We start from the raw sequence: 12,412 nt of genomic DNA, 5'->3' as shown, positions 1-12,412 counted from the left end.
ACGTTAACCCGAGGGTTCTACGGTCTGGATGTGACGATAGTTCTCGCCTCTCCGCTCGTCGAGGCCTCGGGGCCGACGGCGCGGGATCGGCGCGGCTTCGCCGGCACCGCCGCCCTACTCGGCCTGGTCGGCTTCCTGGTCTCGGCAGCCGGCTCCTGGCAGCCGTCCTATTGGGGTGACGAGGCGGCCAGTGTGCTCTCCGCCGAGCGGCCCATTCCGTCACTGTTTCGGATGCTCGGCAACGTCGATGCCGTGCACGGCATCTACTACCTGCTCCTGCACGGCTGGATCAACCTGTTCGGGGCATCCGAGTTCGCCACCCGGCTCCCCAGCGCCGTGTTCATCGGCGCCGCGACCGCGGGCACCGCCGTGTTGGCACGGATGCTCGTCAACCCGCGGGCCGCCGTTATCGCCGCCCTCGTCTTCGCGATGTTGCCCCGGGTGACCTACATGGGCGCTGAGACCCGTTCAACGGCCCTGGCCACGCTGATCGGGGTGTGGTCCTCCGTGCTTCTCGTGCACGTCGTGAGGTCGCGACCTGCCACCGCGACCCGGTCGGTCACGCTGTGGGCCGGCTACGCGGTACTGCTCGCCGCCGGTATCGGCGTGTTCATCTATGCGGCCCTCCTGGTGCCGGTGCACGCGCTCGTGGTGCTCCTGCTGCGCCGGCAACGCCGACGGTCCACCGTGCTCGCCTGGACGGCCGCGGCGGCGGTCGCGCTGATCCTCGCGTCCCCGATCCTGGTCTGGTCCATCGCTCAACGCCACCAGGTCTCCTTCCTGGCCCACCGCGTCCAGGCCGGCGTGCTCGACGCCGCCGTGCAGCAGTGGTTCGGTGCGCCGGCACTGGCTTTCCTGGCCTGGTTGCTCATCGCCGTCGGCTGCCTGGCCACCTTCGTGCCGCGTTTCCTGAACCGACCGGCGGGCTTCCCGCTCGAGCGGGCCCCGCGGGCCGAGCTGCTGATCCTGCTGGCCTGGCTGATCGTGCCCAGCACCACCCTGCTCATCGGCACCCACCTGATCTCGCCGATGTACTCGTTTCGTTACCTCTCTTTTTGCGCCCCGGCCGCGGCCATCCTGATGGCCGTGGGCATCGTCGGGCTGCGACCGCGCTGGGCTCAGGCGCTGACCCTGCTGCTTGTGGTCGTTCTCGCAGCGCCGGGCTACCTCGCGCAGCGCACCGAATTCGCCAAGGACAACGGAAGCGACTGGCGCCAGACGGCCGACATCCTGCGCACCGAGGCCCGGCCACGAGACGCCGTGGTCTTCGACGAGAGCACCAGGCCGTCTCGCCGCCCGCGCCTGGCCATGCACCTTTACCCGGCGGCGTTCGTCGGGCTCAACGACGTCACCCTGGATCAGCCCTTCCAGGACGGCGACGGACTGTGGGACAGCACGATCCCGCTCGCCGACGCCACCTCCCGCCTGGCCGGCACCCACCGGGTGTGGCTGCTGCAGAACGTGGGCAGCAGCGAAACCACTGCGGGAACCGACCTCGACGTGCTCCGGCAGGCGGGCTTCTCCATCGCGACGTCTCGCACGATCAACCGCACGATCCTCATCGAAATGACAAGGTAACCCATGCCATCCACCGTGGTCATCATTCCCACCTACAACGAGCGTGACAACATCCGCCCGATCGTCGCCCGCGTGCGCGCCAGCGTGCCTGATGCCCACGTCCTGATCGTGGACGATGCCTCGCCGGACGGCACCGGCGCGATGGCTGACCTGCTCGCGGCATCGGACGAACGGGTGCACGTTCTGCACCGCAGCAAGAAGAACGGCCTCGGCGCGGCCTACCTCGACTCCTTCGGCTGGGCCAGGGAACGCGGTTTCGACTATCTTGTGCAGCTGGATGCCGACGGCTCGCATCAGCCCGAGCAGCTGCCAGACCTGCTGGCGGCCGCGCGCACCGCCGATGTGGTGCTCGGTTCCCGCTGGATTCCGGGCGGCCGGGTGCAGAACTGGCCGTGGCACCGCCAGATGCTCTCCCAGGGCGGCTCGGTGTATTCGCGACTGCTGCTCCGGCTGCCCCAGCGCGACGTCACCGGCGGGTACCGGGTGTACAGCGCCGACGCTCTGCAGAAAATGGCGCTCGGCACCGTGGACAGCCTCGGCTACTGCTTCCAGATCGACATGCTGCTGCACGCCGTCCGTGCCCGCTTGCGCGTGGTGGAGGTGCCGATCACCTTTGTCGAACGCACCCTGGGCAGCTCGAAAATGAGCGGGAGGATCGTTCTGGAGGCGATGGTGCGGGTCACGATCTGGGGCCTGACCGGCCGCGGCGCCCGGCACAGCAACCCGGCTTCTGTGCGCTCCGCCCAGCTTGGACGCTGAGCCCGCTCCCCACCCGCTCCGGGCATCGCGGCTGCCACTGCGAGCGCAGTTGCCACTTCGGGTCACAATGACTATATGATGGACATCACGTTAGAGTCACCTTGACCTTTACTCGATGGATGCCCCGATGACCGATCCACACCCGCCCGTGCTTGCGGTTTCGACGGTCATTTTCGCGCTCCGGCCCGACGTGGAGTCTGGTTTCATGACGCTCTGGCTGCCCCTGGTGCGCCGCACCAGGGACCCCTACCTGGGCCTGTGGGCGCTGCCGGGCGGCTGGCTGCCGCCGGAAGAAGAACTCTCCACCGCCGCGGCCAGCACCCTGCGCGAGACCACCGGCCTCTCCCCCAACTACCTCGAACAGCTCTACACCTTCGGCGACCTCGGCCGTTCCCCGGGCAGCCGGGTCGTCTCGATCGTCTACTGGGCCCTGGTGCAATCCACCGAGGCCGAACTCGCCGCCGTCGGCGACAACGTGCAGTGGTTCCCCGCCGACCGGCTGCCCGAACTCGCGTTCGACCACAACCACATCGTCGAATACGCGCTCTGGCGTCTGCGCACCAAAGTGGAGTACTCCCGCATCGCGCATGCCTTCCTCGGTGAGACGTTCACCCTGGCCCAGTTACGCGACGTGCACGAGGCGGTCCTGCGCCGCGCACTGGACCCGGCGAACTTCCGCCGCATGATCGAGTCGTCCGGAACCGTCGTCGACACCGGCCTCCGACTGGCCGGCGTGCCGCACCGGCCACCCCGGCTCTACCGCTACAACGACTCCCAGTCCCTCACCGAACAGAGCCCGCTTGGCCCGTCGGCCGGCTGGCCGGAGACTCCCCTCCAATCCACCCCGCACCCCCCGAGGAGCACGACATGACCATCGCATCGGTCGACCGCACCATCCGCTTGATCAGCACGGGCGAAACCGCCGGCAGCACCTGTACGCCAGACCTCGCCGTCGATCCCTGGTATTTCGACGACAAGGCCCCCGGCTACGGTCCGGGCTCCTCGATGGGTGACGTCATCCCCACCGGCTCCCCCCGCCAGGGCGAGCTGCCCGCGCGGTACCGCACGGCCTCGAACGGTGAGCTGGGCGACTGGATCCGCGCCGCCAAGGCCACCCTGGGCGAGAGGGTCGTCGTGCTCGGCCACTTCTACCAGCGCGAGGAGGTGCTCCAGCACGCCGACTTCGTCGGTGACTCGTTCCAGCTCGCCGTGGCCACCCAGAGCCGGCCCGACGCCGAAGCCATCGTCTTCTGCGGCGTGCATTTCATGGCCGAGACCGCCGACCTGCTCTCCCGCCCCGAGCAGGCCGTGATCCTGCCCAACCTCGCCGCCGGCTGTTCCATGGCCGACATGGCCGACATCGACTCCGTCACCGAGTGCTGGGAACAGCTCGAGGAGCTCTACGGCACCGAACCGGATGCCGACGGGCGCGTACCCGTGATCCCGGTCACCTACATGAACTCCTCCGCCGCACTCAAGGGCTTCTGCGGCGAGCACGGCGGCATCGTCTGCACCTCCTCGAACGCCGAAACCGTGCTCGAGTGGGCCTTCGAACGCGGCCAGCGGGTGCTGTTCTTCCCCGACCAGCACCTGGGCCGCAACACCGCCAAGGCCATGGGCGTGCCCCTCGACCGGATGCCGATGTGGAACCCGCGCAAGCCCCTCGGCGGCAACACCGAGAACGAGCTGGAGAACTCGCAGGTGATCCTCTGGCACGGCTTCTGCAGTGTGCACCGCCGATTCACCGTCGACCAGATCGACGCCGCACGTGCCGAGCACCCCGGCGTGCGAGTGATCGTGCACCCCGAGTGCCCGATGGCCGTCGTCGACGCCGCTGACGAATACGGCTCCACCGATTACATCGCCAAGGCCATCGCGGCCGCCCCGGCCGGCTCGACGTTCGCGATCGGCACCGAGATCAACCTCGTGCAGCGCCTAGCCGCCCAGTACCCGCAACACACCATCTTCTGCCTCGACCCGGTGGTCTGCCCCTGCTCAACCATGTACCGCATCCACTCCGGCTACCTCGCCTGGGTGCTCGAGGCGCTCGTGGGCACCGAAGACGTGCCCGCCGAAGTGCTCAACCGCATCACCGTGGCCGACGATGTGGCCGGGCATGCCCGGATCGCTCTCGAGCGGATGCTCGCGGCCAAGCCGCCGGTTGCCACCCCGGTGGGAGCCTGACCATGGCACGTGTGCTGGTCGTCGGCAGCGGACTCGCCGGCCTGCTCGCCGCCGTGCGGGCCACCGACACCGGGCACCGGGTGACCCTGGTGACCAAGGCCGCGCTGCCCGAGAGCAATACCCGCTATGCCCAGGGCGGCATCGCCGCGGCGCTGTTCCCCGACGATTCGGTGGATGCGCACATCCTCGACACCCTGCGGGCGGGCGCCGGGCTGTGCGACCCGGCCGCTGTGCAGGTGCTCTGCTCGGAGGGCCCGGCCCGGGTGCGCGACCTGATCCGGTTCGGGGTCGACTTCGACCGCGACGAATCCGGTATCACCCGTGGGCTCGAAGCCGCGCACTCCCGCTCCCGGGTGCTGCACGCCGGCGGCGACGCCACCGGCGCCGCGATCGAGGCCGCCCTGGTGGCCACGGTGCGGGAACGGGCGAACCGTGCCCACGCGCTCGGCGGCGACCAGATCACCATCCACGAACACAGCATGCTCGTCGACCTCGTCGTGCATGACGGCCGGGTCACCGGCGCCACCCTGCTCGAGTCCGGCGGTGCCAGACCCACCGTGACTGTCGACGCCGTGATCCTCGCCACCGGCGGCGCCGGCGCGCTCTACACGCACACGACGAATCCAGCCATCGCCACCGGCGACGGCGTCGCCGCCGCCTGGCGCGCCGGCGCGGCCGTCGCCGATGTCGAGTTCTACCAGTTCCACCCCACCGCCCTGGCGGTTCCCGGCACTCCCTTGGTCTCGGAGGCCGTGCGCGGCGAGGGAGCCGTGCTGCTCAGCAGCACCGGTGAACGCTTCATGACGGCCATCCATCCGGATGCCGAACTCGCGCCCCGCGACATCGTCGCCCGCAGCATCGCCGCCCAGATGAAGGCGCAGGGCGGCGCCCCGGTCATGCTCGACGCCACCGGCCTCGGCCGTGAGCTGCTCGAAGGCCGCTTCCCCACCATCACGGCGGCCTGCCGCGACGCGGGCCTGGACTGGGCCGTCGAAGCCATCCCGGTCGCACCGGCCGCGCACTACTGGATGGGCGGCGTCGCCACCGATGCGTGGGGCCGCACCTCCCTGCCCGGGCTCTACGCCGTGGGCGAGGTAGCCCGCACCGGCGCCCACGGCGCCAACCGGCTGGCCTCCAACTCGCTGCTCGAAGCCGCCGTCTTCGCCGACCGGGCCGTGCGCGCACTGGGTGAACCCGAGCAGCAGGCACCGCGGTTCGGCGACGAAGCGGCCACGGCCGGCTACCCCAGCGGCACCGACCTCGACGACGAGCTCGCCTACGAGCTCGACAGTGCACGCAAGACCATCGCCACCGGGGTGAGCGTCGACCGCGGCGCACTGCAACAACTCCTCTGGGAGGCCGCCGGCGTGCACCGCTCGGGCGCCGGACTCACCCGCGCCGCGGTGACGCTGGCCGGCTGGCGGGCCGCCGACCGCGACACGGCGTCCGTCGCCGAGCTGGAAACCGGCAACCTGCTCGATCTCGGCCGCCTGATCGTGGCCGCCGCCCTCGCCCGGGAGGAATCCCGCGGAGCCCACCACCGCGCCGACTTCCCCGACAGCAGGCCCGAGCTGGCCCGGCCACACGTCACCCGCCGCCGGGACCTGAAGTCCCGCAACCTGATTTCTGTTTCGTCACAGCCCTCATCACCGCAGCCCTCGGAGGCCATCGCATGCTGACCAGTCACGCCATCGACACCGTCGTGCGCGCCGCCCTCGACGAGGACGCCCCCTGGGGCGACCTCACCTCCGAAATGCTGATCCCGGTCGACGCCGTGGCCACGGCCCAGCTCGTCGCCAGGGAACCCGGCGTCTTCAGCGGCGGGGCCGTGTTCGCCGCCGCCTTCCGCCTCGTCGACCCACGCATCGTGGTGCACCTGCACCTGGCCGACGGCACCCCGTTCGCCGCCGGCGAGCTGCTCGCCGAGGCCTCGGGCCCGGCCCGCGGCATCCTCACGGCCGAACGCATCGGACTCAACTTCGTGCAGCGCATGAGCGGCATCGCCGCGCTCACCGCCCGCTACGTGGCAGAGACCGTCGGCACCAACGCCCGCATCGTCGACACCCGCAAAACCACACCGGGCCTGCGCGCACTCGAACGCCAGGCCGTGCGCGACGGAGGCGGCCACAACCACCGGTTCAGCCTGTCCGACGCCGTGATGGCCAAGGACAACCACCTGGCCGTGCTCAGCGCCGGCGGCATCGGCCTCACCGACGCCCTGCTCGCCGTGCGCGCCAAGCTCTCGCACACCACCCACTTCGAGGTGGAGGTGGACACCCTCGACCAGATCGAACCGGTGCTCGCCGCGGGCATCGACACCATCATGCTCGACAACTTCGACGCGGGCGACCTGCGCGAGGGCGTGCGCCGGGTCGCCGGCCGCGCCATCGTTGAGGCCAGCGGCGGGGTGTCGCTGGACACCGTGCGCCGCATCGCCGAATCCGGTGTCGACGTGATCTCGGTGGGCGCCCTCACCCACAGCGTGCGTTCCCTCGACCTCGGCCTCGACGTCGTGATCATCACCGAGGATTGAAACCAGCAGGGGCGGAACAGCCATGATCTACCTGGACAACGCGGCCACCACACCGCTCCGCCGCGAGGTGGCCGAAGCCATCTGGCCGGTCATGACCCGAGGCTTCGGCAACCCGTCCAGCCACCACCGGGTGGGCGAGGCCGCCGCGGCCACGCTCAAGGCCGCCAGGGCCGACATCGCCCGGGTGCTCGGCTGCCGGCCGGGTGAGATCACCATCACCAGCGGCGGCACCGAGGCCGACAACCTCGCGGTCAAGGGGCTCGCGCTCGGCAGCCCCCGCGGCCGGCACATCATCACCACCGCACTCGAACACGAGGCCGTGCTCGAGTCCTGCGACTACCTGCACCGGGTGCACGGGTTCGAGATCACCCTGCTGGGCACGGATACCACCGGCCGGGTCGACCCCGTCGAACTCGCCCAGGTCATCAGGCCGGAGAGCACCCTCGTCACCGTGCACTACGCCAACAACGAGATCGGCACCGTGCAGCCCATCGCCGAGCTCGCCGCAATTGCCCGCGCCGCCGGGGTGCCCTTCCACACCGACGCCGTGCAGGCCGCCGGCTGGCTGCCGCTGAACGCGGCAGACCTCGGCGTCGATGCTCTGAGCATCTCCGGGCACAAGCTCGGCGCCTCCCCGGGCATCGGCGCGCTCTACCTGCGCGGCCGGCTCACTGTCGAACCGGTGCTGCACGGCGGCGGCCAGGAGCGCGGCAAGCGCAGCGGCACCGAGAACGTGGCCGGTGCCGTGGGACTGGCGGTCGCCCTCAGGCTCGCCGAGGCCGAACGCACAGGGCTCACGCCCCGGCTGACCGCGCTGCGGGACACCTTCGTGGCCGCCGTGCTCACCGGCACGCCGGGGGCCGCGCTCACCGGGCATCCGCTGCACCGGCTGCCCGGCCACGCCTCCTTCACCTTCGCCGGAACCGGCGGCGAGGCCGTGCTGCTCGAACTGGAACGACACGACATCGTCTGCTCGAGCGGGTCGGCCTGCGCCGCCGGCAGCGACGAGCCGTCGCACGTGCTCACCGCCCTCGGCATCCCCGCCGACCTGGCCCAGACCGCCGTGCGGTTCACCCTGTCAGCGGGTACCACGGCCGCGGACCTCACCGAGGCCGCCGCCCGGGTGCACGACGCGGTCGCCGCCGTGCGCGGCCTCGCCACGTCATAACTGTTCCCCCGAACGGACAATTGCGCCCGGTGCGCCGGGCGCAATTGTCCGTTCGGGCAACAATTAGGCCTGGGCGAACGGATGCTGAACGGGCGGGAAATGGCGGGGAGGTGGGACCTTTGGCCCGTGTTCTGGGTGGTGCTGCGCTCTATGTTTGAACCAGAGACAAAGATCCCAGATCGGGTTGTCCAGGAGGAAAACTATGACGATCACAGACCAACCAGTCGCCACTCCCATAGCTACGCAGATCGACACCTTGGTTGCCGCCGGCAACGTCGCGCTGAAGGATTACGCTGACTTCACCCAGGAGCAGATCGACTTCATCGTCAAGAAGGCCTCCGTCGCCGCTCTGTCCCAGCACGCCACGCTCGCCGTGCACGCCGTCGCCGAGACCGGTCGTGGTGTCTTCGAAGACAAGGCCGTGAAGAACCTCTTCGCTTGCGAGCACGTCACCAACAGCATGCAGAACCTCAAGACCGTGGGCATCATCAGCCGCGACGAGCTCACCGGCATCACCGAGATCGCCGAGCCCGTCGGCGTCATCTGTGGCATCACCCCGGTCACGAACTGTACGTCCACCGCGATCTTCAAGTCCCTCATCGCGCTCAAGACCCGCAACCCCATCATCTTCGGCTTCCACCCGGCCGCGCAGGAATCCTCCGCCGCCGCCGCACGCGTCGTCCGCGACGCTGCCATCGCAGCCGGCGCCCCCGCCAACTGCATCCAGTGGATCGAACAGCCTTCCCTCGAAGCGTCCACCCTGCTGATGAACCACCCCGGTGTGGCCCTCATCCTCGCAACCGGTGGTAACGCTATGGTTCGCGCCGCGTACTCCTGCGGCAAGCCCGCCCTGGGCGTCGGCGCCGGAAACGTGCCCGCCTTCATCGAGAAGAGCGCCAAGCTCAAGCGTGCCGTCAACGACGTCGTGCTCTCGAAGGCCTTCGACTACGGCATGATCTGCGCCTCAGAGCAGGCCGTCATCATCGAAGAGCCCCTCTACAACGAGGCCATGGCCGAGTTCAAGATCCTGCACGCGTACCGCACCAACAAAGAAGAGAAGGCCCTCCTCGAAGAATTCATCTTCGGTGTACAGGCCAACTCGGAGAACTGCGCCGGCGCCAAGCTGAACCCGAACGTCGTCGGCAAGTCGCCGGTGTGGATCGCTCAGCAGGCCGGCTTCAGCGTTCCCGAAGACACGTCCATCATCCTGGTCGAGGTCTCCGGCGTCGGCCCGCACGAGCCGATGACCCGCGAAAAGCTCGCACCGGTTCTCGCCGTCATGCACGCCAAGGATGCCGAAGAGGGCATCTCGCTCTCCGAGCAGATGGTGGAATTCGACGGACTGGGCCACTCGGGCTCGATCCACAGCGAGAACCCCGCAATCATCGAGGAATTCGGCAAGCGCGTCAAGGCTGTCCGCATCATCACCAACGCCCCCAGCTCGCTCGGTGGCATCGGTGACATCTACAACGCGTTCATCCCCTCGCTCACGCTGGGCTGTGGTTCGTACGGACACAACTCCGTGTCGAACAACGTGTCAGCGATCAACCTGATCAACATCAAGCGCATCGGCCGGAGGAACAACAACTTGCAGTGGTTCAAGATCCCCGCGAAGACCTACTTCGAGCCGAACGCCATCCGGTACCTGGCCGACATGCGCGACGTCACCCGGGTCACCATCGTCACCGACTCGACCATGACCCGCCTGGGCTTCGTCGACAAGATACTCGACGTGCTCAACCGCCGCGAGGGCCGCGTTGCCCTGCAGATCATCGACAACGTGCTCCCCGAGCCCACCGTTGCCGCCGTCGAGAAGGGCGCAGAAGAAATGCGCGCCTTCAAGCCGGACACCATCATCGCCCTCGGTGGCGGATCTCCGATGGACGCCGCGAAGGTCATGTGGCTGCTGTACGAACACCCCGAAATCGAATTCTCCGACATGAAGGAAAAGTTCTTCGACGTGCGCAAGCGCGCGTTCAAGTTCCCCGACCTCGGTGAGCTCGCCAAGCTAGTCTGTATCCCGACCACCTCGGGTACCGGCAGCGAAATGACCCCGTTCGCCGTCATCACCGACGACGTCACCGGTGTCAAGTACCCGCTGGCCGACTACGCGCTGATCCCGTCCGTCGCGATCATCGACCCCGTGCTCACGGCCATGATGCCATCGTTCCTCGCCGCCGACTCCGGCTTCGACGCCCTGACCCACGCCACTGAGGCGTACGTCTCGGTCTACGCGAACGACTTCACCGACGGCCTGTGCCTGCACGCGATCAAGCTGATCTTCGAGAACATCGAAACCAGCGTCAAGGGCACCATCGGCAGCACCGACGACACCGTGATCAAGGCCCGCGAGAAGATGCACAACGCCGCATCGATCTCGGGCATGGCCTTCGGTAACGCCTTCCTGGGCATAGTCCACGCCATGGCGCACGTCACCGGCGCGCAGCTGCACCTGATCCACGGCCGGGTCAACGCGACCTACCTGCCGCACGTGATCCGGTACAACGGCACCGTGCCGACCAAGCTGACCAGCTGGCCCAAGTACGAGCACTACATCGCCCCGGAGCGCTTCCAGGAGATCGCCAAGCACCTCGGCCTCCCGGCTTCGACCCCCGCCGAGGGCGTCGAGTCCTACGCCAAGGCCGTCGAGCAGCTGCGCGACAAGGTCGGCATCAAGCCGTCCTTCCAGGCACAGGGCGTGCCGGAGGAAGACTTCATCAGCCGCCTCGACTCGCTCGCCATGGGCGCCTACGGCGACCAGTGCGCACCGGCCAACCCCCGGATGCCGATGCTGGACGACATGAAGACCCTCATGGAAGCCGCGTACTACGGCACGTCGTTCGCCGAGGTTCGCGCTGGCCGCGCAGCCGTGGGTGACGCCGCGCTCGAGACCGGTGCAGAGGTTGCCGCCCCGGCCGCCGACGCCAAGAAGCCGGCCCGCAAGGCCGGCAAGTAGGCTCAACGGTCACAGCAGCACCCGTTCGACCTGCACCACCACAACGGCCCCGCACACTCGTGCGGGGCCGTTCTGCGTTACCCGGGCGAGGCCCGGTGCGGCTCAAGCCTCTGCCCGCACCCCCACGCTGTCGAGCAGGGCCAGGACCTGCGCCCTGATCTTGTCGCGAATGCCGCGCACGGTTTCAAGGGACTGCCCGGCCGGGTCGTCCAACTCCCAGTCCTGGTAACGCTTGCCCGGGTAGACCGGGCATGCGTCTCCGCAGCCCATGGTCACGACCACGTCGGCTGCCTGCACCACGTCGTCGGTGAGCGGCTTGGGGAATTCCTCGCCCAGGTCCAGGCCGATCTCACGCATGGCTTCGACCACGGTGGCGTGGATCTCACCGGTCGGCATCGACCCGGCGCTGCGCACGTGCACCCGTCCGCCCGAGAGATGCGCCGTGAGTACGGCGGCCATCTGGGACCGGCCCGCGTTCTGCTCACACACGAAGAGCACCTCGGGGACGTCGCGCGTGATCGCACCCTTGGCTTGGGCCAGCGCCGTCAGCCGGTCGGTGGCGAACCGCACCGTGCGAGCGGCGACGTGCGCGCGCACCGTCGAGCCGCGCAACAGACCGGTGTAGGACTCCAGCACGTACCGCTCCACGGTCTCGAGACCGAAGATGCCGGAGAACTTGACCGACAGCTCATCGGCCAGACGGTGCAGGTACGCCTCAGGGTAGGCGAGCCCGGGCAAGGGACGACGGTCCGAAACATCCATTGTCGCGGGGCTAAACGGTGGCGGGCAGGATCTCGGCGAGCAGCTTCTGGATGCGCGCCTTGATGTCGTCGCGGATCGGGCGCACCGACTCGATGCCCTGGCCGGCCGGGTCGGCCAGCTCCCAGTCCTCGTAGCGCTTGCCGGGGAAGATCGGGCAGGCATCGCCGCAACCCATGGTGATCACGACATCGGAGTCCTTGACGGCCTCGACGGTGAGGATTTTGGGCACGTTGTTCGCGATGTCGATGCCGTCCTCGGCCATCGCCTGGATGGCCACCGGGTTGATCTGGTCCTTCGGCTCCGAGCCGGCCGAGAGCACCTCTACCTGCCCCTGGGAGAGCGCCGAAAGGTAGCCGGCGGCCATCTGGGACCGGCCCGCGTTGTGCACGCAGACGAACAGGACCGTGGGCTTGGCGGCGGACGAACCGGCAGTGATGTCAGGCATGAGGGCTTCCTTCGGATTGCGATTGAT

General features: G+C 68.8%; 10 protein-coding genes. 8 read left to right on the top strand and 2 right to left on the bottom strand.

The window, feature by feature from the left end; genetic code table 11:
- Window positions 1–30: 30 nt before the first annotated feature.
- The 8 genes from E3T61_RS10765 to adhE all read left to right on the top strand — a co-directional run bounded on the left by E3T61_RS10765 (window position 31) and on the right by adhE (window position 11,178).
- Window positions 31–1,578 carry a glycosyltransferase family 39 protein gene (locus E3T61_RS10765; protein ID WP_134640863.1) on the top strand — a complete coding sequence of 516 codons (1,548 nt, stop codon included), beginning with the start codon at window positions 31–33 and terminating at the stop codon, window positions 1,576–1,578.
- Between the two features lie 3 nt (window positions 1,579–1,581).
- Window positions 1,582–2,337, top strand: a complete 756-nt coding sequence (locus E3T61_RS10760; RefSeq protein ID WP_134640862.1) for a polyprenol monophosphomannose synthase — start codon at window positions 1,582–1,584, stop codon at window positions 2,335–2,337.
- 127 nt (window positions 2,338–2,464) lie between these two features.
- Complete coding sequence (locus E3T61_RS10755; RefSeq protein WP_134640861.1) at window positions 2,465–3,208, top strand: NUDIX hydrolase; 744 nt, start codon at window positions 2,465–2,467, stop codon at window positions 3,206–3,208.
- The gene (gene nadA / locus E3T61_RS10750; RefSeq protein ID WP_134640860.1) at window positions 3,205–4,521 is read left to right on the top strand and encodes a quinolinate synthase NadA; all 1,317 of its coding nucleotides are present in this window, start codon (window positions 3,205–3,207) and stop codon (window positions 4,519–4,521) included. The genes E3T61_RS10755 and nadA overlap by 4 nt, the downstream gene beginning before the upstream one ends.
- A 2-nt stretch (window positions 4,522–4,523) precedes the next feature.
- On the top strand, window positions 4,524–6,200 hold the full coding sequence (gene nadB, locus E3T61_RS10745; RefSeq protein ID WP_134640859.1) for an L-aspartate oxidase: 1,677 nt from the start codon (window positions 4,524–4,526) through the stop codon (window positions 6,198–6,200).
- A complete protein-coding gene (gene nadC / locus E3T61_RS10740; protein ID WP_134640858.1) occupies window positions 6,194–7,054 on the top strand; it encodes a carboxylating nicotinate-nucleotide diphosphorylase in 861 nt (286 codons plus the stop codon). The genes nadB and nadC overlap by 7 nt, the downstream gene beginning before the upstream one ends.
- Window positions 7,055–7,076: 22 nt before the next feature.
- Window positions 7,077–8,222, top strand: a complete 1,146-nt coding sequence (locus tag E3T61_RS10735) for a cysteine desulfurase family protein (protein WP_134640857.1) — start codon at window positions 7,077–7,079, stop codon at window positions 8,220–8,222.
- Between the two features lie 202 nt (window positions 8,223–8,424).
- Entirely contained in the window at window positions 8,425–11,178 is a 2,754-nt protein-coding gene (gene adhE, locus E3T61_RS10730; protein ID WP_174777006.1) for a bifunctional acetaldehyde-CoA/alcohol dehydrogenase, read from the top strand.
- A gap of 102 nt (window positions 11,179–11,280) precedes the next feature.
- On the opposite strand, the gene E3T61_RS10725 is transcribed toward adhE, so the two are convergent.
- Together E3T61_RS10725 and E3T61_RS10720 are read right to left on the bottom strand one after the other, a co-directional pair.
- Window positions 11,281–11,940, bottom strand: a complete 660-nt coding sequence (locus E3T61_RS10725) for an arsenate reductase/protein-tyrosine-phosphatase family protein (protein ID WP_134640856.1) — start codon at window positions 11,938–11,940, stop codon at window positions 11,281–11,283.
- 10 nt (window positions 11,941–11,950) lie between these two features.
- Entirely contained in the window at window positions 11,951–12,385 is a 435-nt protein-coding gene (locus E3T61_RS10720) for an arsenate reductase ArsC (protein WP_134640855.1), read from the bottom strand.
- Window positions 12,386–12,412: the final 27 nt, after the last annotated feature.

Origin of the sequence: Cryobacterium lactosi, assembly GCF_004403945.1 — a bacterium.
Lineage (GTDB): Bacteria > Actinomycetota > Actinomycetes > Actinomycetales > Microbacteriaceae > Cryobacterium > Cryobacterium lactosi.
Note: the sequence above shows the minus strand (reverse complement) of the source record. Positions and strands in the feature narration are given on the sequence as shown.

Bases quoted from the DNA above. Each gene is read 5' to 3' on its own strand.
- E3T61_RS10760 (WP_134640862.1), top strand. From the start codon at position 1,582: ATGCCATCCACCGTGGTCATCATTCCCACCTACAACGAGCGTGACAAC.
- E3T61_RS10755 (WP_134640861.1), top strand. From the start codon at position 2,465: ATGACCGATCCACACCCGCCCGTGCTTGCGGTTTCGACGGTCATTTTC.
- nadA (WP_134640860.1), top strand. From the start codon at position 3,205: ATGACCATCGCATCGGTCGACCGCACCATCCGCTTGATCAGCACGGGC.
- nadB (WP_134640859.1), top strand. From the start codon at position 4,524: ATGGCACGTGTGCTGGTCGTCGGCAGCGGACTCGCCGGCCTGCTCGCC.
- nadC (WP_134640858.1), top strand. From the start codon at position 6,194: ATGCTGACCAGTCACGCCATCGACACCGTCGTGCGCGCCGCCCTCGAC.
- E3T61_RS10735 (WP_134640857.1), top strand. From the start codon at position 7,077: ATGATCTACCTGGACAACGCGGCCACCACACCGCTCCGCCGCGAGGTG.
- adhE (WP_174777006.1), top strand. From the start codon at position 8,425: ATGACGATCACAGACCAACCAGTCGCCACTCCCATAGCTACGCAGATC.
- E3T61_RS10725 (WP_134640856.1), bottom strand. From the start codon at position 11,940: ATGGATGTTTCGGACCGTCGTCCCTTGCCCGGGCTCGCCTACCCTGAG.
- E3T61_RS10720 (WP_134640855.1), bottom strand. From the start codon at position 12,385: ATGCCTGACATCACTGCCGGTTCGTCCGCCGCCAAGCCCACGGTCCTG.